This window comes from Kitasatospora sp. NPDC057904, assembly GCF_042887925.1.
Taxonomy (GTDB): Bacteria; Actinomycetota; Actinomycetes; order Streptomycetales; family Streptomycetaceae; genus Kitasatospora.
The window spans coordinates 213,039-233,666 of record NZ_JBHVOL010000005.1 but is presented as its reverse complement, the minus strand read 5'-3'; the positions used below and the strand labels follow the sequence as shown (position 1 = coordinate 233,666).

The 20,628-nt window shown below is 73.0% G+C and carries 14 protein-coding genes and 1 tRNA gene; 6 read left to right on the top strand and 9 right to left on the bottom strand.

Features of this window, described 5'->3' with window-relative positions:
- Positions 1-58 precede the first annotated feature (58 nt).
- From pknB to ACFVSN_RS15450, 6 genes are all read right to left on the bottom strand, one after another.
- Complete coding sequence (gene pknB, locus ACFVSN_RS15475) at positions 59-2,179, bottom strand: Stk1 family PASTA domain-containing Ser/Thr kinase (RefSeq protein ID WP_380448649.1); 2,121 nt, start codon at positions 2,177-2,179, stop codon at positions 59-61.
- 260 nt (positions 2,180-2,439) lie between these two features.
- Positions 2,440-3,897 carry a peptidoglycan D,D-transpeptidase FtsI family protein gene (locus ACFVSN_RS15470; RefSeq protein WP_387595448.1) on the bottom strand — a complete coding sequence of 486 codons (1,458 nt, stop codon included), beginning with the start codon at positions 3,895-3,897 and terminating at the stop codon, positions 2,440-2,442.
- Positions 3,894-5,270, bottom strand: a complete 1,377-nt coding sequence (locus tag ACFVSN_RS15465) for an FtsW/RodA/SpoVE family cell cycle protein (RefSeq protein ID WP_387955597.1) — start codon at positions 5,268-5,270, stop codon at positions 3,894-3,896. The genes ACFVSN_RS15470 and ACFVSN_RS15465 overlap by 4 nt, the downstream gene beginning before the upstream one ends.
- 160 nt (positions 5,271-5,430) lie before the next feature.
- Positions 5,431-7,089 (bottom strand): PP2C family protein-serine/threonine phosphatase, encoded by a 1,659-nt coding sequence (locus tag ACFVSN_RS15460; protein ID WP_387955428.1) that lies wholly within the window; start codon positions 7,087-7,089, stop codon positions 5,431-5,433.
- Between the two features lie 53 nt (positions 7,090-7,142).
- Positions 7,143-7,694: an FHA domain-containing protein gene (locus tag ACFVSN_RS15455; RefSeq protein WP_387955426.1), complete on the bottom strand. Its 552-nt coding sequence runs from the start codon at positions 7,692-7,694 to the stop codon at positions 7,143-7,145.
- A gap of 46 nt (positions 7,695-7,740) precedes the next feature.
- Positions 7,741-8,595 carry an FhaA domain-containing protein gene (locus ACFVSN_RS15450; protein WP_387595457.1) on the bottom strand — a complete coding sequence of 285 codons (855 nt, stop codon included), beginning with the start codon at positions 8,593-8,595 and terminating at the stop codon, positions 7,741-7,743.
- A 435-nt stretch (positions 8,596-9,030) separates the two neighbouring features.
- Here ACFVSN_RS15450 and ACFVSN_RS15445 point away from each other — a divergent pair.
- Positions 9,031-9,114 (top strand) — tRNA-Leu (locus tag ACFVSN_RS15445).
- 100 nt (positions 9,115-9,214) lie between these two features.
- Here the strand turns inward: ACFVSN_RS15445 and ACFVSN_RS15440 are convergent.
- Both ACFVSN_RS15440 and ACFVSN_RS15435 read right to left on the bottom strand, forming a co-directional pair.
- Entirely contained in the window at positions 9,215-10,372 is a 1,158-nt protein-coding gene (locus tag ACFVSN_RS15440; RefSeq protein ID WP_380439725.1) for a sensor histidine kinase, read from the bottom strand.
- The gene (locus tag ACFVSN_RS15435) at positions 10,369-11,022 is read right to left on the bottom strand and encodes a response regulator (protein WP_380439735.1); all 654 of its coding nucleotides are present in this window, start codon (positions 11,020-11,022) and stop codon (positions 10,369-10,371) included. The genes ACFVSN_RS15440 and ACFVSN_RS15435 overlap by 4 nt, the downstream gene beginning before the upstream one ends.
- Before the next feature lie 339 nt (positions 11,023-11,361).
- Between ACFVSN_RS15435 and ACFVSN_RS15430 the strand changes: the two genes are divergently transcribed.
- Together ACFVSN_RS15430 and ACFVSN_RS15425 are read left to right on the top strand one after the other, a co-directional pair.
- Positions 11,362-13,191, top strand: a complete 1,830-nt coding sequence (locus ACFVSN_RS15430; protein ID WP_380439723.1) for a phosphatidylglycerol lysyltransferase domain-containing protein — start codon at positions 11,362-11,364, stop codon at positions 13,189-13,191.
- A gap of 280 nt (positions 13,192-13,471) precedes the next feature.
- Positions 13,472-14,185 carry a hypothetical protein gene (locus ACFVSN_RS15425; protein ID WP_380497454.1) on the top strand — a complete coding sequence of 238 codons (714 nt, stop codon included), beginning with the start codon at positions 13,472-13,474 and terminating at the stop codon, positions 14,183-14,185.
- 60 nt (positions 14,186-14,245) lie between these two features.
- Here the strand turns inward: ACFVSN_RS15425 and ACFVSN_RS15420 are convergent, their stop codons facing one another.
- On the bottom strand, positions 14,246-17,032 hold the full coding sequence (locus tag ACFVSN_RS15420; protein WP_387955424.1) for a SpoIIE family protein phosphatase: 2,787 nt from the start codon (positions 17,030-17,032) through the stop codon (positions 14,246-14,248).
- A 265-nt stretch (positions 17,033-17,297) separates the two neighbouring features.
- Between ACFVSN_RS15420 and ACFVSN_RS15415 the strand changes: the two genes are divergently transcribed.
- The 3 genes from ACFVSN_RS15415 (at position 17,298) to ACFVSN_RS15405 (ending at position 20,619) form a co-directional block, all read left to right on the top strand.
- A complete protein-coding gene (locus ACFVSN_RS15415; protein WP_380439719.1) occupies positions 17,298-18,491 on the top strand; it encodes a rhodanese-like domain-containing protein in 1,194 nt (397 codons plus the stop codon).
- A 104-nt stretch (positions 18,492-18,595) separates the two neighbouring features.
- Positions 18,596-19,255, top strand: coding sequence for a DUF5819 family protein (locus ACFVSN_RS15410; protein WP_387955422.1), 660 nt, complete (start codon positions 18,596-18,598; stop codon positions 19,253-19,255).
- Positions 19,256-19,260: 5 nt separating this feature from the next.
- Entirely contained in the window at positions 19,261-20,619 is a 1,359-nt protein-coding gene (locus ACFVSN_RS15405; protein WP_387955420.1) for an HTTM domain-containing protein, read from the top strand.
- Positions 20,620-20,628: the final 9 nt, after the last annotated feature.

The following is a 20,628-nucleotide window of genomic DNA, read 5'->3' as shown; positions in this document are numbered from 1 at the left end:
GCTGTCGTGACAACCCCCACCAAGCCTCAGGACCCCTCAGAAGAAGGGGAAGAAGGGCTTAGGGGTTGTTCCCCCCTTTGGGGTTGGAGGGTGAGGGGCCGGGGTCCCCCCCTTTGGGCGGATCGGCCGGCCTCGTGACCAGGTTGACCTGGGTGTTCGGGTCCAGCATGGTGCCGGCCGGCGGGTTGGTCATGATGACCACGGCGTTCGGGTCCGACGGGCCGGTCACGGCGTAGCCGAGGCCGAGCTTCTGGAGCTGGCTGACGGCGTCCGACAGCTTGACGTTCTGCAGCGGCGGGACCTGGGCCTTGTCCGGCGCCTTGAAGACGACCAGCTGGATCTTCGTGTTGGCCGGGGCCTTGGTGTTGGCCGCGGGCGTCTGCGACGCGACCGTGTCGACCTTGGTCGGGTCGGTCGTCGCCACCGTCTTCGACATGTCGACCTGGAAGCCCGCGCCCTGCAGCTGGGCCGCCGCGGCGTCCTTCTGCATGCCGAGCACGGACGGAACGGCGATCTTGCTCTTGCCCTGCGAGATCGTCAGCTTGATCGGCGCGCTCGGGTCGGCCGGGCTGTTGGCGGCCGGGTCCTGGGCGGTGACGGTGTCCTGCGGGGCGGTGTCGTCGTCCTTGTACTCGGTGGTGACGTTGGTGAAGCCGGCCGCGCTGAGGGCCTGCGTCGCCTGGTCCTTGGTCTTGCCGGTCACCGGCGGGACGTTCGCCTTGGCCGGGCCGGAGGAGACCTGCACGGTGATCGTGCCGTTCTCCGCGACCTGGGTGCCGGCCGCCGGGTTCTGGGTGCAGACCTGGTCCTTCTTCACGTTGGCGTCCGGGCAGGCGATCTTGTCGCCCTCGGTCACCACGAGCTTGGGACCGGCCTGCGCGGCCGCCGTCTTCGCGTCGGCCAGGCTCTTGCCGACCAGGCTCGGCGCGGCGAGCTTCGCGGGCTCCTTGCTGCCGCCACCGCCGTTGAACATCGCCTGGGCGACGAAGAAGGTGCCGACCAGGACCAGTACGGCGGCGACCGCCAGCACGATCCAGGAGGTGTTGCTCTTCTTCGGCCGGTCCCCGCGCCGGCCGCCCTCGGAGCCGTAGCCGTCGTCGTGGCCGCCGCCCGCCGGGGCGCCGGCGTAGGTCTGGCCGTAGCCGTCGTCCGGGTAGCCGCCCTGCTGCCCGTAGCCGGGCTGGCCGACCTGCGGCAGGACGGTGGTCGGACCGCCGGGCTGCTGCGGCAGCACGTTGGTCTGGCCGTACGGGTCGTGCTGCGGGTAGCCGTTCTGGTCGTAGCCGTACCCGGCGGCGCCCATGCCGTAGGCGGCCGCCTGCTGGGCGGCGGCGACCGGGAGGCCGTCGAGGAAGCGCTCGATGTCGTCGCGCATCTCGTCGGCGCTCTGGTAGCGGTAGTCGCGCTCCTTGGCGAGGGCCTTCAGCACGATCGCGTCGACCTCGGGGCGCACCTCGGGGTCGAAGACCGACGGCGGCTGCGGCTCCTCCCGGACGTGCTGGTAGGCCACGGCCACCGGGGAGTCGCCGACGAACGGCGGGCGGACGGTCAGCAGCTCGTACAGCAGGCAGCCGGTGGAGTAGAGGTCGGACCGGGCGTCGACCTGCTCGCCCTTGGCCTGCTCGGGGGAGAGGTACTGGGCGGTGCCGATGACGGCCGAGGTCTGCGTCATGGTCATCCCGGCGTCGCCCATCGCGCGGGCGATGCCGAAGTCCATGACCTTGACGTTGCCCTGCCGGGTCAGCATCACGTTGGCGGGCTTGATGTCGCGGTGGACGATGCCCGCCCGGTGCGAGTACTCCAGCGCCTGCAGGATGCCGATGGTCATCTCCAGCGCGCGCTCCGGCAGCAGCCGGCGCCCGGAGTGCAGCAGCTCGCGCAGCGTGGACCCCTCGACGTACTCCATCACGATGTACGGGATGGAGATGCCGTCGATGTAGTCCTCGCCGGTGTCGTACACGGCGACGATCGCGGGGTGGTTCAGGGACGCCGCCGACTGCGCCTCGCGGCGGAAGCGGGCCTGGAACGACGGATCCCGGGCCATGTCGGCCCGGAGCGTCTTCACTGCGACGGAACGGCCGAGCCGGGTGTCATGGCCGAGGTACACCTCGGCCATGCCGCCGCGTCCGAGGACGCCGCCGAGCTCGTACCTGCCGCCGAGGCGACGAGGCTCTTCCATAGTTCCGACCCTCTCCCTCACCCGCCGGTGAGGTTGTGACGTAGGTGTCCCCGCACGCTCTGGGTGACGCCGCGCGGCCCGCGACCGGTTCTCCGGCCGGGTCGTGCGCCGCCTCGCGGGCGGCAACGGGCACACCCGCTGCTGGCGGATACGCTACCGGTCGTACCACGTCGGACCGGAGTCACCCGTAGGCCGATACCAGACCGGTATCCGAACGGGGGTGCCGATCGTGACATTCCACTCACCCGCGGCCCTGCCCGTCACTTGCCGAGCACGGCCTGCATCACCGCCTTGGCGATCGGGGCCGCGAGGCGGCCGCCGCTGATGCCGTCGCGGTTCTGGGAGCCGTCCTCGACCACGACCGCGACCGCGACCGACTGGCCGTCCGAGGTCTTGGCCCAGGACGTGAACCAGGCGAACGGCAGGCCCGCGTTGTCCTCGCCGTGCTGGGCGGTGCCGGTCTTGCCGCCGACCTGGATGCCGGGGATCTTGGCGTTGGTGCCGGTGCCGTTCTCGACCACCGAGACCATCAGGTCCTGCATCTTCTGCGCGGTGGCCGGGCTCATGGCCTGGGAGAACTGCTTCTCGGTGTGCTTGGAGATGGTCGTCAGCGAGGCCGAGCGCTCCTGGTCGACCAGGTACGGCGTCATCAGGCTGCCGTTGTTGGCGATGGCCGCGGAGACCATGGCCATCTGCAGCGGGGTGGCGCGGGTGTCGTGCTGACCGATCGAGTCCTGGGCGGTGCCGTCCAGGCTGGCGCTGTTCGGGAAGATGCTCTTCTCGGAGCGGACCGGGGTGTCGACGGTGCTGTTGAAGCCGAACTTCTCGGCCTGCGCCCGCATCTTGTCCTTGCCGAGGTCGGCGCCCATCTTGGCGAAGACCGTGTTGCAGGACTGGTCCAGGCCGGACTTGATGGTGGCGTTCTCGCACTTCTCGTTCGGGCTCTCGTTCTTGAGAACGGTGGCGGTGCCCGGCAGGGTGTACGGGTCCGGCGTGCTCGTCGCGTCGTCGACGTTCTGGTACAGGCCGTTCTCGAACGCGGCGGTCGCGGTGACCAGCTTGAAGGTCGAGCCGGGCGGATAGGTCTCCTTCAGCGCCCGGTTGAGCATCGGCTTGTTCGGGTCGGCGTTGAGGTCCGTCCAGGACTTGGAGTCCGAGTCCTCGCTGCCGGAGATGGTGCCCGGGTCGTAGGACGGGGTGGAGACCAGGGCGAGGATCGCGCCGGTCTTCGGGTCGAGCGCGACGACCGCGCCCTTCTTGTTGCCGAGTCCGTCCCAGGCGGCCTTCTGGGCCTTGGCGTTGATCGTCGTGACGACGTCGCCGCCCTTCTTCTGCTCACCGGTCAGCATGTCGAGGGTGTTGCGGAAGAACAGCCGGTCGTCGGTGCCGGAGAGGACGCCGTCCTCCAGGTTCTCCAGCCCGTTGGAGCCGTAGACCTGGGAGGAGTAGCCGGTGACCGGGGCGTACATCGGGCCGTCGACCCAGGAGCGCTTGTACTTGTAGCGCAGGCCGTTGACGAAGTCGGACTTCGTGACCGGCTGGCCGCCGACGACGATGTTGCCGCGCGGGTGGGCGTAGCGGTCGAACTGCTGGCGCTTGTTGTTGGCGTTGCTGGCCCAGGCGTCGGCCTGGACGCCCTGCACCCAGTTGGTGCGCAGCATCAGGGCCAGGATCAGCACGAGGCAGAAGATCGAGACCCGGCGGATCGGCTTGTTCATCTGGCGGGTCCTCCCTGGCCCTCGGTGGCGGGGGCGGGTTCGACCCCGGGTCGGCGGGCGCTGTCGCTGATCTTCAGCAGGATCGCGATGAGCGCCCAGTTGGCGACCACTGACGAACCGCCCTGGGCGAGGAACGGCATGGTCATACCGGTCAGCGGGATCAGCCCGGTGACCCCGCCGGCGACGACGAAGACCTGCAGCGCCATGGCGGAGGCGAGGCCGACGGCGAACAGCTTGCCGAACGGGTCGCGGGCGGCGAGCGCGGTGCGCAGGCCGCGCTGCACCAGCAGCGCGTAGAGCAGGAAGATCGCCATCAGGCCGGCGAGGCCGAGCTCCTCGCCGAAGGAGCCCAGGATGAAGTCGCTCTTGGCGGCGAAGTTGATCAGCCAGGACCGCCCCTGGCCGAGGCCGGAGCCGGTCACCCCGCCGGAGCCGAGCGCCATCAGTGACTGGCCGATCTGCTCGGTGGAGCCCTTCGGCGGGTGCGGGGCGAAGGCGGCCATCGGGTCGATCCAGGCGTCGATCCGGGTCTTCACGTGGCCGGCGGTCATGGCGACGGCGGTCGCGCCGCCGACCGACATCAGCAGGCCGAACAGGATCCAGCTGGTGCGCTCGGTGGCGACGTAGAGCATCACCACGAACAGGCCGAAGAACAGGAAGGACGTGCCGAGGTCGTTCTCGAAGATCAGGATCAGCAGGCTGAGCAGCCAGATCACCACGATCGGTCCGAGGTCGCGCCCGCGCGGCAGGTAGAGGCCGGCGAAGCGGCGGCTGGCCAGGGCCAGGGCGTCCCGCTTGACCATCAGGTAGCCGGCGAAGAAGACGGTGAGGATGATCTTGGCGAACTCGCCGGGCTGGATGGAGAAGCCGCCCAGCCGGATCCAGATCTTGGCGCCGAAGTCCTCCGCGCGGGCCGGGAAGAACGCCGGCGCGGCGAGCAGGACGAGGGCTGCGACCATCGAGATGTAGGTGTAGCGCTGGAGCACGCGGTGGTCCTTGAGGAACACCATGACGCCGATGAACAGCGCGACGCCGAGGCCGGACCACATCAGCTGGTTCTCGGCGGCCTTGAAGTTGCCGCTGAGCAGCTTGCCCGCCTTGTCGAGCCGCCAGATCATGACCACGCCGAGCCCGTTCAGCAGGGTGGCGAGCGGCAGCATCAGCGGGTCCGCGTACGGCGCGAAGCGGCGGACCAGCAGGTGTGCGACGAGGGCGAGCGAGCCCATCCCGAGGCCGTAGCCGAGCATGCCGCCGGGCAGCTCGGAGTCCATGGCGAGGCCCACGTTGGCGTAGGCGAGGACCGGGAGCAGGACGGCGAAGACCAGCAGGGCCAGCTCGGTGTTGCGCCGGTTGGGCGCTTCCTGCGGGGTGATGGTGGTGTTGCCCCGGCGCCGGCCGTCGAGCCGGGCGGCCGGCGTCCGGCGCCGGCCGGGCCGGCCCGCGCCGCTGCTCAGGTCGTAGGTGCTCACTGGTGGGCCGCTCCCTGCCGGCCGGCGGGCCGGCCGGGGGCGGGCCTATGTCGGGTCACGGGGGTCACTGCTTCGGGCAGGACTCGGCGCGCTGCCGGTCCTCGTCGCTCAGGCCGGGCACGTCGCCCGCCGCGCCGGGGGCCGGTGCGGGGGTGGTGACGGGCGGCGGGGTGGCCGGGGCGCTCGGGGTGGCCGAGGAGGTGGGCGTCGGGGTGGGCACCGCGGCCACGGGGGCGCGGTTCTTCTCGCTCGGCTTCTCGCTCGGCGTGGGCGCGGGCGCGGCCACGAACCCGGCGGGGTCGGCGTACGTCGTCTGGGTGGCCTGGGTGCCCGCGGGCTGCCCGGTGGTGCCGGCCTTCGCGTCGCTGACCTTCTTGCAGAGCTTGGCCCAGCCGTCGAGCTCCTTGATGGTCGCGTCGGCGTCGTTCAGGCTGTTCACCGAGATGGTCTTGGTGACGTGCGCCTGCTGGTCCGTCGGCAGGTACTTGAGCGCGATGTCCTTGTACTCGGTGTGCACCGAGGAGAGGCTCAGGCCGGCCAGGTTCTGGTTGATGCCCTGGTAGACGGCGACGTGCCCGTCCTCCGCGCCGACGTAGTACTGGCCCTGGGTCCACTGGTAGCCGAAGTACCCGCCGCCGCCGAGCACGCCGAGGGCGACCAGGACGGCCAGCGAGACCTTGAGCCCCTTGCGCTTGCGCTTCGGCGGCTCCTCCTCGTCGAAGTCCTCGGTGCCGTACACCGAGGGCTCGGCGCCGTTGTAGCCGCCGTACTCGCCCTCGTAGCCCTCGGCGGGGCCGAAGCCGCCCGACGCGTCGTAGCCGCCGTCGTAGCCCTCGGCGGGGCCGAAGGCGCCCTGGGGCGCGCGGCCGAGGCCGGCGGCGCGGCCGGCCGGGGTGTCGGCGATGGAGCGGTCGGTGGCGGCCGAGGACGGCGGGGCGTCGGCGACCGCGCCGACCACCACCGGGACGTCGTTGAACTGGCCGCTCATGGTGTCCGTGGCGCCGACGTCGATGACGTCCGCCACGATGCAGGTGATGTTGTCCGGGCCGCCGCCGCGCAGCGCGAGCTGGATCAGCTCCTGCACGGTCTGCTCGGGCGCGTAGTAGCTGCCGAGGGTGGCTTCGAGCGTCTGGTGGCTGACCGGGCCGGAGAGGCCGTCGGAACAGATCAGGTAGCGGTCGCCGGCCCGGACCTCGCGGATCGACAGGTCGGGCTCGACCTGGCCGCGGCCGTCCAGGGCCCGCATCAGCAGCGAGCGCTGCGGGTGGGTCTCGGCCTCCTCGGGCGTGATCCGGCCCTCGTCGACCAGGCGCTGCACCCAGGTGTGGTCCTGGGTGATCTGCACCAGCGACCCGTCGCGCAGCAGGTAGGCGCGGGAGTCGCCGACGTGCACGAGGCCCATCCGCTGGCCCGTCCAGAGCATGGCGGTGAGCGTGCAGCCCATGCCCTCCAGCTGGGGGTCGTCCTCGACCATCTGCCGGAGCCGGTCGTTGGCGCCCTGGACGGCGTCACCGAGCAGGGTCAGCAGATCGGCGCCCGGCACGTCCTCGTCCAGACGGACGATGGAGCCGAGCACCTCGGAGGACGCGACCTCGCCGGCCGCGGCGCCGCCCATGCCGTCGGCCACGGCCAGCAGCCGCGGCCCGGCGTAGCCGGAGTCCTCGTTCCCCTCCCGGATCAGTCCCTTGTGGGAGCCGGCGGCGAAGCGCAGCACCAGGGTCATGCGACCTGTGCCCCCCTCTGGGTCATGGACGGGATGCTGTCCCTCATGCGCTACTACTTCCGCAGTTCGATGACGGTCCTGCCGATACGGATCGGCATGCCCGGCTGGAGCGGGGTCGGCGCGGTCAGGCGCTGCCGGTCCAGATAGGTGCCGTTGGTGGAGCCTAGATCCTCGACCGTCCACTGCCCAGTCTGGTCGGGATAGATCCTGGCATGCCGGGAGGACGCGTAGTCGTCGTCCAGCACGATGGTGGAGTCGTGCGCCCGGCCCAGGGTGATGGTCTGGCCCTGCAGCGCGACGGCGGTCCCGGCCAGCGAGCCCTGGACCACGACGAGCTGCGTCGGGGCGCCGCGGCGCCGGCCGCCGCCCGCGGTCGGGGCGGCGGTGCCGGCGCCCGGGCCCGGGGTCGGCGCGGGGCGTCCGGCGGCGGGAGCGGTGGCCGCACCGGCTCCGGGCGCGGGCGCGGCACCGCCGCGGCGCGAGGAGCGGGGGTTCACCTTGGTCCCGAAGAGGTCGCTGCGGATCACCTGGATCGCGACGATGACGAACAGCCACAGCACGGCCAGGAAGCCCAGCCGCATCACCGTCAGGGTCAGTTCGGACATGGCCGCCCCGCGTGTGGGTGAGCGAAGCGCGCGAACAAATCGGACACTACCCTTCGACCTGTCGGTAGACGATGGTGGTGGAGCCCACGACGATTCGCGAGCCGTCGCGGAGCGTAGCGCGCTGGGTGTGCTGTCCGTCCACCACGATGCCGTTGGTGGAGCCCAGGTCGAGGACCATCGAAGGGTTGCCGGGGCGGATCTCGGCGTGCTTGCGGGAGACGCCCGGGTCGTCGATCCGGACGTCCGCCTCGGTCGAGCGGCCGAGCACGCACGTGCCGCCGGAGATCTGGTGGCGGGTGCCGTTCACCTCGATCCAGGTGCGGACCGAGGCGCCGTGGCCGGAGCCGGGGAACGCGCGGACGTTGCCGCCCGCGGTCGGCGGGGCCGGGGGCATGGCGGGGGGCGCGGCCGGCGGCGGGGGCGCGCCGTACTGGTCGGCGCCCGGCTGCTGCCACGGCGCGCCGGGGGCCGGGGCGGCCGGCGGGCGGTCGTAGCCGGGCTGCGGCGGCGCGTACTGCTGGGGCTCCTCGGCCGCCAGGGTGCGGCTGCGCACCCGGTACAGGCCGGTGTCGAGGTCGTCGGCCTTCTCCAGGTTCACCTGGAGGGGGCCCATGAAGCTGTACCGCTGGGCCTCGGCGTACTCGCGGACCATGCCGGCGAGCTCGCTGCCGAGCTGCCCGGAGTAGGGGCTCAGGCGTTCGTGGTCGTGCGGGCTCAGCTCGACGATGAAGTCGTTCGGCACGACGGTGCGGTCGCGGTTCCAGATGCTCGCGTTGTTGTCGCACTCGCGCTGCAGCGCACCGGCGATCTCCACGGGCTGGACCTCGGACTTGAACACCTTCGCGAAGGTGCCGTTGACGAGACCCTCAAGTCGCTGCTCGAACTTCTTCAGCACTCCCATGGGGCACCCCCTTCCAGGGTTCGTTCGCCTGCCTGCCGACCGGGCCCCGGAGAGCCGGTCGTGCCTACTTGCGGTACTTCCGTACTGATCGTATCCACGCCGGGCCCATCCGTACGGTTCCCGGAACGCGTCGTGCCCGGGGGTGGGCTCGGACACACAGGGTGACGCATATCGGGTACGGCACGCCAGGTGTGCCCGTCGGAAGGGGGTTCCACGCTTCGCCCGGACGTTCGGGGCGCATCCGTTCGGACGCGCTCGGGTGGCGGACCGGGGGTGGAACCGTCCCGCCGGAACGGATTCGGAGGACTCCCCCAGGTCGTGCTACTGTTTTCCACGTCGGAAGGGCCGCCCGAGAGGGAGGCCGGAACGAAGAACCACGAGGGCCGCGAGGCGCTGGTGGGTCGGGGATCCGGTCGGCACGGAAGACGCACCCATGCGCGGGTGGCGGAATAGGCAGACGCGCTGGATTCAGGTTCCAGTGCCCGAAAGGGCGTGGGGGTTCAACTCCCCCCTCGCGCACAGCGAAGCCCCGCAGATCTTCGGATCTGCGGGGCTTTCTCGTTCTCCGGCGGGACCGCCCCGGGGCGGCGTCCCGGCGTCTCGGCGGTTGGCAGCCGGCTCAGGCGCGGGACGCGGGGAGTTCGGCGCGGACCTCGAAACCGCCCTCCTGGGTGGGGCCCGCGGTCAGCGTGCCGCCGAGGAGCTGGGCGCGCTCGCGCAGGCCCACCAGCCCGTGACCGCCGCCCGGCAGGGTCAGGGCGTCCGCCCGGGCCGGCCGCACCGGCGGGGGGTCGTTGCGCACCTCGACCCGCAGCCGCCGGCCCTTCGCCCGCACCTTCACGTGCACGGCCGCGTCCGGGGCGTACTTGGTGATGTTGGTGAGCGCCTCCTGGACCGTCCGGTAGGCGGCCCGCTCGACCGCCTCCGGCCACGGGCGGTCGCCGGGCGCCAGCTCGGCGTCGGCGGCCAGGCCGCTCTGCTCGATCAGCCGGGGCAGGTCGGCCAGCCGCGGCTGCGGGGCGAGCGGGGTGTTGTGGCGCGGGTCGCCGGTGCGCAGCACGCCGACCATCTGGCGCAGCTCGTCGAGGGTGCGCACGGACAGCTCGCGGATGGTGCGGGCGGTGGCCACCGCGGCCGGGTCGGGGGTGCTCACCTGGAGCGCGCCGGCCTGGATGCTGATCAGGCTGACCTGGTGCGAGACGACGTCGTGCATCTCGCGGGCGAGCCGGCCGCGCTCGCTGATCAGCACCCGCTCGGCGAGCAGCCTGGTCTCCCGCTCCTGGCCCCGGATCAGCTCCTCGACCCGGGCCGCCAGCTCCCGCCGGGTGCGGGCGAGCAGGCCGGTGGCGGCGGGGCCGGCGGCGAGCATGATCGACTGGATGGCGTAGAGCGCGGTGTCGCGGCTCAGCCAGACGGTCTGGTCGGAGATCGGCCAGTGGAAGAACTCGACGAGGGTGAAGAGGGTGCCGAGGGGGATGACCAGACGGGGGTTGGGGCGTTCGGCCGCCAGCGTGTAGACGGCCGTGATCGGGGCCAGCCAGATGTCGGCGACGTAGCTGCCGGGCATGGTGAGCAGCAGCACCAGGACCGGGAAGCGGCGGCGCCAGAGCAGCGTCACGGCGGCCAGCACCGACAGCGCCACCTGCCACCACGGGGCGTCCCGGGCGACCAGGGCCGCGTCCATCAGGGAGTACAGCGCGGGCAGCAGCAGCATCAGCCAGGGCGCGGTGCACCAGGCCGGCAGCCGTCTCGACGGCAACTGGTCGGCGGCGGTCATGCCCCGTCGCCGGGTTTCGGCCGGACCAGTCCGGCCCGGTGGGCGACCACGGCGGCCTGGACGCGGTTCGCGGCGCCGAGCTTGCCGAGGATCGCGCTGATGTGGTCCTTGACGGTGCCGGTGCCGAGGAACAGCCGGTCGGCGATCTCCGCGTTGGACAGGCCCTCGCCGAGCAGCGCCAGGACGTCCAGCTCCCGGCCGGTGAGGGTGCGGGTGAGCGCGGAGGCCTCGGCGTCCGGGCCGCCGCCGTCCACGTAGCCGCCGATCACGGTGCGGGTGACGGTCGGGGAGAGGATGTTGCCGCCGGCCGCGAGCACCCGGACGGCGTGCACCAGCTGCTCGGGGGCGGTGTCCTTGAGGAGGAAGCCGGAGGCGCCGGCCCGCAGCGCGGTGCCGATGTACTCGTCGGTGTCGAAGGTGGTCAGCATCGCGACGGCCGGCGGGTCGGGCAGGGCGCGGACCCTCCGCAGCACCGAGATGCCGTCGAGGTCGGGCATCCGGATGTCGAGCAGCACGACGTGCGGGCGCAGCCGCTGGACGTGGTCCTCGGCCTGGCCGCCGGAGCAGTCGCCGACCACCTCCAGGTCGTGGGCGGAACCGACGATGAGGCCGAGGCCGGAGCGGACCAGGATCTCGTCGTCCACGATCAGCACGCGGGTGGTGGTGATGGTGCCTCCTCGGTTGGGGCGGCCGGGTGGGGGCGGTCCGCGCGGGTCGATGTCGAGGGTAGGGGTAGCCGGGTCGGGCCGCCGAACGCATGGCGGGTCCGCACCCCCGCCGTTCGGCGGGGGCTGGAATCCGCTACCCGGTTCACGCGATTCTCACGTGAGGTGGGGAACCATGTTGGTGGCTGCCCTTTCGTCGGCCCGCTCCCCGGTGCGGGGGCCGGTGGGCCCGGGGCCGCCGGTCAGTCCGTCGGGCCCGTGCGGGCGCCCGGCGCCGGGCCGTGTGCGGATGCGCCCCACCATCTGATCGTTTGGAATTGAGCTGTGTCGTCCACTGTGAAGTCGGAGCCGTCCGCCACGTCCACCGGGCCCCGGCCCGTCGGCCCGCTCGACCGCTGGCGCCCGCGGGCCGCCGCGGCCTCCGTCTGGTACCTGCGGCTGATCGCGCTGCTGAACGTGGCGACGGTACTCCTGGTGCCGTTCCGTGACCAGGTCAGCGAGCACAACGAGGGCGAGTACTTCACGCCGTACCTGATGACCTCGGGCCTGGCCAGCGCGGTGCTGTCGGTGTTCCTGGCGGTCGCGATGCGGCGGCGCAAGCGGGCCGCGTGGATCTTCAACGCGGCGCTGGCCGGGATGTTCGCCCTGCTCTACCTGGCCGCCATGGTGCTGCCCGACGAGCGCTTCAACCGGCACCCGCTGAACTACATCTCCACGGTGCTGACCTGCCTGTTCGTGCTGGCGCTGCTGATCGGGCGCAAGGAGTTCACCTCCAAGGGCGACCAGTCCAACCCGAAGACCGCCGCCGCGACCTTCGTCGGCGGGCTGCTGTTCGGCGGCGGGGTGGGCGCGCTGCTGGTGTGGCTGACCAACGACCTGGGCGGCGCCGGCTTCTGGGACCTCTTCCGCTACTCCGTCGGCCGGATGATCACCATCACCCCGTCCGAGCACCTGCGCTCCGTGATCAACGCGCCGACCTGGGTGAACGCGGTGATCAACGCGATGGGCGCGGTGCTGTTCCTGCTCGTGCTGTACGTCGCCTTCCGCAGCCCGCGCGGCAAGGAGCTGCTGAACCCCGAGGACGAGGCGAAGCTCCGGACCCTGCTCGACAAGCAGGGCGAGCGGGACTCCCTCGGCTACTTCGCGCTGCGCCGGGACAAGGCCGTGATCTTCTCCCCCAGCGGCAAGGCGGCCGTCACCTACCGGGTGATCGGCGGGGTGTCGCTCGCCTCGGGCGACCCGATCGGCGACCCGGAGGCCTGGCCGGGGGCGATCGACGCCTGGCTCGCCGAGGCCCGCGAGCACGCCTGGGCGCCGGCCGTCATGGGTGCCTCCGAGGAGGCCGGCGTGATCTACGCCCGGCACGGGCTGGACGCGCTGGAGCTGGGTGACGAGGCGATCGTCGAGCTGGACGAGTTCTCGCTGGAGGGCCGGGCCATGCGGGTCGTCCGGCAGGCGTACAACCGGGTCAAGCGGGCCGGGTACACCGTGCGGATCCGCCGCCACGAGGACATCTCCGAGGCGGAGATGGAGCGGCTGGTGGCCAAGGCCGACGAGTGGCGCGACGGCGCGACCGAGCGCGGCTTCTCGATGGCGCTCGGCCGCCTCGGCGACCCGGCCGACGGCCGCTGCGTGATGCTGGAGTGCCACGACGGCGACGGCGAGCTCAAGGCGCTGCTGAGCTTCGTGCCGTGGGGCCCGGACGGGCTCTCGCTGGACCTGATGCGCCGGGCCCGGGACACCGAGAACGGCCTGGTCGAGTTCATGGTGATCGAACTCCTCCAGCGCGCCGACGAGGTGGGGCTCAAGCGGGTTTCGTTGAACTTCGCGATGTTCCGTTCCGTTTTCGAGCGCGGTTCGCGGCTCGGGGCCGGCCCGGTGCTGCGGCTGTGGCGCTCGGTGCTCGGTTTCTTCTCGCGCTGGTGGCAGATCGAGTCGCTGTACCGCGCCAACGCCAAGTACCGGCCGATCTGGGAACCGCGTTACCTGCTCTTCGAGAAGAGCAGCGAGATTCCGCGGATCGGCATCGCGAGCGCCCGTGCCGAGGGCTTCATCGTCGCGCCGAGCATGCCCGCCCTCTTCCGGCGCCGGCACTCCGGGTCCGCCGTGGTGGCGCCCCGGGTGCCCGTGGGCGCGCAGCAGGGCGAGGAGTAGTCCTCCGCCCGCTCTCCGCCGGGGGCGGGGGGCGGCGGACGGCCGGATGGGGGTGCCCTAGGGGGGATCCCCTCCCCCCTGAGGATGACCCTTATCCCCATCCATGCCGATGTGGATTTGTTAAGAGGCTTCTAATGTTGAGGTAGCTGAGAAAAGACTCAACGGTTCGGGGATTCGGGAGAGGACGGCTGTGATTCACAGGACCCACGCGGGGGGCGTGCGAAAGGGGCCGCTGGCGACAGCCAGAGCGGCCGCTGTCGCCGAGTGGGGGACGTTGTTCGTGACGGTCCGCGACCAGGTGGTGCGCAAGAAGTTCGCCGCCGTTCCGCTGGCCACCACGGCGACGTTTCTGATCCTGCTGTTCAGCATCGTGCAGCACCTGCCCGGCGGCGAGCGCTTCGTCAACCACATCGGTGTGGTGAAGGCCGCGCTGCCGCTGGACGTCTCCCTGCTGCGCACCCCGCTGTCGCTGTACGTCCCGGCGCTGGACCTGCCGGTCTGGGGGGCGCTGGCCCAGGTCTTCCTGGTCTTCGGCATCGCCGAGATCGTGCTCGGCCGTCGGATGACGCTGGTGGTGGCCTACGCCTGCACCCTGGCGGGCACGCTGTTCGCCCGGTTCGGCGTGGCGATCGGGCCGGACCACCTGTTCGGCTTCCCGAAGTGGGTCGCCTACGTGCGGGACACCGGGCCGTCGGCCGCGGTGGTGGCGCTGGCGATCTGCATCGCGTTCCGCTGCCGGGCCTGGTTCACCGCCGGGCTGGTGGTGGTCCTGATGGTCGGCGAGGCGGTCGTCCTGCCGAACCTGGCCGGTCTGGAGCACGTCGTCGCGGTGATCACCGCGCTGCTGATCGCCGTCTCGGTCGAGGTGTTCGGCGACTTCTGGCCGCGGGTGCTGGCCGGGGTCGGGGCCGCCACCTCGGTGGCGACGGCGGCCTCCCGCGAGGTCGCGGTGGAGGCCCGGCGGCGGACCTCGGCGGGCGCCGTCATCCCGTAGGGAGCACGGTTGCGGCCTTGAGCGGCCGGGTACCGGGCAGCGCGCCCGGTGCCCGGCCGCTCAGGCTTTCCGGGGGCCGTGGGGCAGCGGGAGCTCGAACCAGACGACCTTGCCGACCGCCTTGCGGGCGGTGCCCCAGCGCTCGGCGAGCTTGGTCACCAGGGTGAGGCCGCGGCCGGTCTCGCCGAGCTGCTCGGCGGGCTCCAGCGAGGGCAGGTTGTGGTTGTCGTCGCTGACCTCGACCAGGAGCTTGTCCACCCGGATCAGCTGCAGCCGGACCCGGTCCCTGGCCACCCGGACGGCGTTCGTCACCAGCTCGCTGACCAGCAGCTCGGTGGTGTCGCTGAGCGCCTCCAGGTGCCAGGCGGCCAGCTGCTCGCGGACCAGGGCGCGGGCCCGGCGGACCTCGCGGTGGTCGACGGTGAGGTCCCAGGTGGCCACCTCGGACGGGGCGACCCCGTCGAAGCGGGCCACCAGGAGGGCGACGTCGTCCTTGCGGTCGTCCGAGTGCAGGCGCTCCAGCACGACGTCGCAGGCCTGCTCGGGGCTCTGCCGCGGGTCGATCAGGTTGCCGCAGAGCGCGGCCAGGCCCGCTCCTATGTCGCCGCCCCTGACCTCGACCAGCCCGTCGGTGCAGAGCACCAGCATCGAGCCGTCCGACACGTCGATGGTCTTGGCGACGAACGGCACCCCGCCGACCCCGATCGGCGCGCCGGCCGGGATCTCCAGCAGCTCGCCGGTGCCGTCCGGGTGCACCAGGACCGGCGGGACGTGGCCGGCGCTGGCCAGCTCGCAGGTCCGGTTGATCGGGTCGTAGACCGCGTACAGGCAGGTGGCGAGGTGGTCGTCGCCGAGCTTGTGGGCCAGGTTGTCGAGGTGGCGCAGCAGCTGGCCGGGCGGCAGGTCGAGGGCGGCGAGGGTCTGCATCGCGGTGCGGAAGCGGCCCATCGCGGCGGCCGAGTGCAGGCCGTGGCCCATCACGTCGCCGACCACCAGGGCGACCCGGCTGCCGGGCAGCTGGATGGCGTCGAACCAGTCGCCGCCGACCTCGGCCTTCGGGTCGCCGGGCAGGTAGCGGTGGGCGATCTGCACGCCGGGGATCTGCGGCGGGCGGGTCGGGATCATCGAGCGCTGCAGCGTGGTGGCGACCCGGGACTCGGCGCGGTGCAGCCTGGCGTTGTCGAGCGACAGGGCGGCGCGGACGGCCAGCTCCTTGAGGGTCGCGGCGTCGCTCTCGTCGAAGGGGGTGCGGTCGGGCAGCCGGAGCAGCTTGAGGATGCCGAGCACGGTGCCCCGGGCGGAGAGCGGGACGACCAGCATCGAGCGGCCGGAGACCACCGGGGCCAGCCGGACGCCGCCGAGCGCGATGGCGTAGTCGACCGCGACGTCGTCGCTGACCACCGGGACGAGGACCGGCTGGTTCAGCTGGAGGGCCATCCCGGGCGGGGTGCGGCGGGGCATGCTGACCAGCGCGCCCTCGGACAGGACGTGGTCCCAGGCACCGCCGGTCTCGTTGTAGACCAGGGCGACCCGGCGGAGCATCGTGTCGTCGTCCGGCCGGGCGGCGGGCAGCTCCGAGTCGGAGATCAGCCCGTCCACGAGGTCCACGCAGGCGAAGTCGGCGACCCGGGGGACCAGCACCTGGCAGAGCTCGTGGGCGGTGAAGCCGAGGTCCAGGGTGGTGCCGACCTTGCCGCCGACCTCGTTCAGCAGGGCCAGCTGCTCGCCGGCGTGGCCGTTGGTCAGGAACGGGCCGAGGCGGCCGCCGTGGGGCGGGCCGTCGGCCCCGGCGGGGGCCGGGACGGCGGACGCGGTGGTGTCCGGGGCGGTGCCCGGGGACTGGTCGCCGCGGGCGCTCCGCCCGACCGGGGCCGGGGCGAGGGCCTGGTGCCCGTTGGCGGACGATTCGACGGCGGCCGGCTCGATGGCGGCGCCTCCTCCGGTGGGGGACGGGACGGACAGGGCGGCCGGCCTGGCGGCGGGCCGTTCGGCGCAGTCGCGCTGGCCGGGCAGCGGGCCGGCCGGGCGGCCGCGGACGGTCCGGGACGCGCCGGCCTGCTCGGGCTGCGGCGGCGGGCCCACCCGGGCGGCGCGCTGCTGGGCGGTGGGGTAGCGGCGGCCGATCCCGGCGGCGGCGTGCGCGGCGCCGCACTGCGGGTCCGAGGGCAGCACCGGGAGCACGGTGGCCGCGTCCAGCCGCAGGGCGGGCAGCCCGGCGAGCTCCAGCGCCGCCACCAGCGGTGCGCGGTGGGCGGCGGGCAGGAGCCGGGCCAGCGCCGACGCCGCGGCGGAACCGGCGGGTGCTCCGCCGGGCGGGGTGAGCGCGGCGACCAGCCCGTGGAAGCCGCCCCGGGCGGCGGGGGCGGGCGCGAACGGCAGCAGCCGCTCGCCCAGCGCGAGGCGCGGTCCCGAGGTGCGCAGCGGGCGGGCGTCCGCGGCCAGGGCGAGCAGGCCGCCGGACGGGCCGGGCAGCGGGTAGGCCCACCACAGCACGTCGCGCAGGCGGTCCTCGCGGTCGGTGACGGGCATCTGGCCGGCCCAGGGCCGGCCGTCGGCGGTCAGCGCGGCCAGGGTGTCGAGGGCGTCGCAGCGGCGGCGGGCGCAGGTGGCGCCAGCGGATCCGCGGGGCTCCATGGCGGGCAGCAGGCCCGAGGCGGGGCGGTCGCGGGCGACCTCGGCCCGGTGCCCGAAGAGCTCCTCGGCGGCCCGGCTCCACTGGGCGATCCGTCCGGCCCGGTCGACCAGGACGAGGGCGAGCCGGACCAGGGCGGCGACACCCGCCGGGTGGCCTCCCGGAACGGCCTCGGCGCCCGCCGGACGCGGTGTGGAGTTGGGCTCGTCCACCATGGATTCGGTCTGCTCCCGCCTGGCCGCCACGCCTGGAGGCGGCCGTCTCTCCGGAGGAAGGCACGCTGTGCGGATACCAGCGAAGCACGGACCGGGCCGGGCTCGATAGCGAAACGGGGAGATTCATCAGGATCGGTTGCACGCCGCTTGCCTCGCGCCGGTTCGTACCCCCCTTCCGCCCGGTTGACGCTTCCCGCGCGGGGGTAGGGTGGCAGGCCGGGCCGCCCGGCGGCCGAACGCAGTAGGGACGAGACAGAGGCGAGAAGTGACCGCGCAGATCCCCGTCCGCTGGACGGACCCGGAGCAGCAGGAGCTGGAGGAGCGGGTCGCCGCCGCCGAACTCGCCTGGCTGAGCATGGACGTCGACGTGCAGACGCTGCGGGTCGAGATCGACAACTTCGCGCTGATCCACCATCAGCTGCTCGGCCCGCTCTACGCCCGGCTCGACGAGCTGGACGCCCTGGTCGCGGAGGCCGTCGCGGCCACGACCGGGCGCCCCGAGGACGTCCGGCGGGCCGCCGAGGCCAGGCAGCAGGTCGAGGAACTCCCCGACCTGGACGCGCTGTTCGACTCCGTCCAGGCGGTCCGCGAGGAGCGCGGCGGCGAGGAGGAGGCCGTCCCGCCGCCGCCCGCCGCCCCGGCCAAGGTCCGCCCCGGACGGGAGGCCCAGCGGATCTACCGCGACCTCGTGCGCCGCGCCCACCCCGACCTCACCACCGACCCGGCCGAGCAGGAGCGCCGGGCCGCGTTCCTCGTCCGGGTCAACGAGGCCTACGCGTTCGGCGACGCCGGCGCGCTGGCCGGCCTGGCCGCCGAGTGGTCCACCGCGCCCGAGGCGGCCCCCGCGCCGGACGCGCCGGACCGGCTGGAGTGGCTGCGCCGCCGACTGGAATGGCTCACCGCGAAGATCGCCGAGACCGCCGCCGAGCAGGTCCGGCTGGAGCGCACCCCGATGGGGGAGCTCCTCGCGCTCGCGCCGCAGGACCCGGACGGGCTGCTGGAGCAGCTCGCCGAGGAGCTGCTGGCCAAGGCCGCGGACCGGCAGGCCGAGCTGGCCCGGCTGCTCGGCGATCCCCGGCCCCCGGTGGGCGACAATGGCACGGACCCGATCGAGCCCCAGGAGACCCACACGATGTTCCCGCAGATCCCCTCCGCCGACGCCGCCTCCGTGCCCGCCGATGCCGTCCTCCTGGACGTCCGCGAGCAGGACGAGTGGGACGCGGGCCACGTGGACGGCGCCCTGCACATCCCGCTCGGGCAGGTCATCGCCCGGCTCGGCGAGCTGCCGGACGACAAGCTGTACGTGCTGTGCCGCGTCGGCGGCCGCTCGGCGCAGGTCGTCCAGTACCTGGTGCAGCAGGGCCGGGACGCGGTGAACGTGGACGGCGGCATGTACGCCTGGGAGGGCGCCGGCCGGCCCATGGTCAGCAGCACCGGCCAGGACGCGTTCGTCCTCTGAACCCCGCTCCGACCCGTACGCACCCTTTGGCCCGGTAGGGCAGGATGGGCGCGCGACCGACCCGGGACGGGCCCGGCGGCGCCCGTCCGGCAGGGGGAGTGCGCATGGCGGACAGCACGGACACACCGGCCGGCGCGCGGGTCTGGTCGCGGCCCGCGCAGCTCGTTCTGGGCCTGGCCGCCGTGGTGCTGCTCACCGGGACGGGACTGTTCCTCGGCGCGGTGTTCCTGCACGTCGCGCCCGCCAACACGGTGTCCCGGCAGTACCGGGAGCAGATCGACGGGGTGGTCTACCCCGAGTTCGAGCAGAACTGGAAGCTCTTCGCGCCCAACCCGCTCCAGCAGAACGTCAGCCTGGACGCCCGGGTGCGGACCGTCGCCGGCGGCGGCGCCACCGAGACCCACGACTGGCTCGGGCTGACCGCCCGGGACATCGCCGCGATAAGGGGCAACCCGGCGCCCAGCCACGTCGACCAGAACCTGCTGCGGCGGGCCTGGGACTTCTACGACGGCTCGCACAACCCGCAGGACGAGACGCTGACCAACAGCCGGGGCAAGCTCGCCGAGGAGTACCTGAAGCGCATAGCGCTCCAGCGGATCGGCCGGAGCGTGGACGGCGAGCGGATCCTGGAGATCCAGTTCCGGGTGACCTCGGCGACCGTCCCGCCGCCGTCCTGGAGCGGGGAGGCCCCGCCGCCCGAGCCGAAGACGCGGGAGCTGCCCTGGTGGCCGGTGGACGACGCGGACTTCCGGGGGCTCGGGTGAACGAGGTGTCGCAGCCGGAGGTCTCGCCGTCGGGGGTCTCGCCGTCCGGTGTCGAACAGCCGCGGGAGGTCTCGCCGCCCGGTGTCGAACAGCCGCGGTTGGACGGGATCCCGCGCCAGGGCGGGCAGCAGGTCGTTGCCGTGTCCGCACCCGAGTCCGTGCCCGCGCCGGCCCCGGGTCCGCTCGCACGCGTCGGCCGGGCGCTGGAGGCGTTCACCGGGCGGGTGCTCGGCCGCCACCAGGCGGCCGTGGTGCGGATCGGCTTCGGGCTGGTCTGGCTCGCCTACCTGCTGCGCGAGTGGCCGAACCGGCGGGTGCTGTACGGCGACCGGTCGCCCTGGTCCCTGGACCTCGCCCGGCAGCTCCTCGCCGACAACGGGGCCTTCACCGTGCTGCCCTGGTTCGACGGGCGGCTCTGGTTCGAGGCGGTCTACCACCTGGCGGTGCTCGCCGCCCTCGCCGTGGTGCTCGGCTGGCGGACCCGGGCGAGTACGGTGCTCTTCCTGGTCACCGTGCTGTCGCTGCAGAACCGGGACGTCTTCCTCGGCGACGGCGGCGACAACGTCGTCCACCTGATGGCCGTCTACCTGGTCTTCACCCGCTGCGCCGAGGTGTGGTCGCTCGACGCCCGGCGGGGCCGTCCCGGGTGGGGCGGCGTCGTGCTCTGGGCCGTCCTCGGGGCCGTGCTGGCGGTCTGTCAGCTCGGTGGCTTCTCCGGGGACAGCCTGACCTGGACCTCCGCCGCGTTCCCGTACCTCGGGTGGGCACCGCTGTTCTGGGGGCTCTGGGCGGTGGCCGGGCTCTGGTGGGCGCTCGGCCGGCTGCGGCCGGACGGCGAGGTGCGGGCGGTGCTCGACGGGCTCGCGAACACGGTGCACAACTGCGCGATGCTGGTGATCGCCGCCGAGGTGGTGCTGATCTACGCGACGGCCGGCTGGTACAAGGTGCAGGGCACGCGCTGGCAGGACGGCACCGCGCTGTACTACCCGCTCCACCTGGACTACTTCGCGCCCTGGCCGGCGCTGTCCGCGCTGGTCGGCTCGGCGCTGGTGCCGGTGTTCCTGATCTCCTACGGCACGGTGATCGTGCAGGTCGCGTTCCCGTTCACGCTGCTCGACCGGCGGGTCAAGAACGTCCTGCTGGCGATCATGATGGCCGAGCACCTCGGGATCGCGGTGGTGCTCGGGCTTCCGGTGTTCTCGCTCGCGATGGTCGCGGCGGACGCGGTGTTCCTGCCGACCGGCGCGCTGCTCTGGGCGGAGCGGCAGGTGCGGCGGGTGCGGCGGGTGCGGCCGGTCCGGCGGGGCGGTGCGGTCCCGCGGGAGCGGGAGCGAGAGCCGGTGGGAGCGGACGAGCCGCTCTAGGATGGCGCT

Coding starts and splice junctions, on each gene's coding strand:
- ACFVSN_RS15455 (WP_387955426.1), bottom strand. CDS start 7,694: ATGTCCGAACTGACCCTGACGGTGATGCGGCTGGGCTTCCTGGCCGTG.
- ACFVSN_RS15460 (WP_387955428.1), bottom strand. CDS start 7,089: ATGACCCTGGTGCTGCGCTTCGCCGCCGGCTCCCACAAGGGACTGATC.
- ACFVSN_RS15470 (WP_387595448.1), bottom strand. CDS start 3,897: ATGAACAAGCCGATCCGCCGGGTCTCGATCTTCTGCCTCGTGCTGATC.
- pknB (WP_380448649.1), bottom strand. CDS start 2,179: ATGGAAGAGCCTCGTCGCCTCGGCGGCAGGTACGAGCTCGGCGGCGTC.
- ACFVSN_RS15410 (WP_387955422.1), top strand. CDS start 18,596: ATGGCGGACAGCACGGACACACCGGCCGGCGCGCGGGTCTGGTCGCGG.
- ACFVSN_RS15440 (WP_380439725.1), bottom strand. CDS start 10,372: ATGACCGCCGCCGACCAGTTGCCGTCGAGACGGCTGCCGGCCTGGTGC.
- ACFVSN_RS15420 (WP_387955424.1), bottom strand. CDS start 17,032: ATGGTGGACGAGCCCAACTCCACACCGCGTCCGGCGGGCGCCGAGGCC.
- ACFVSN_RS15450 (WP_387595457.1), bottom strand. CDS start 8,595: ATGGGAGTGCTGAAGAAGTTCGAGCAGCGACTTGAGGGTCTCGTCAAC.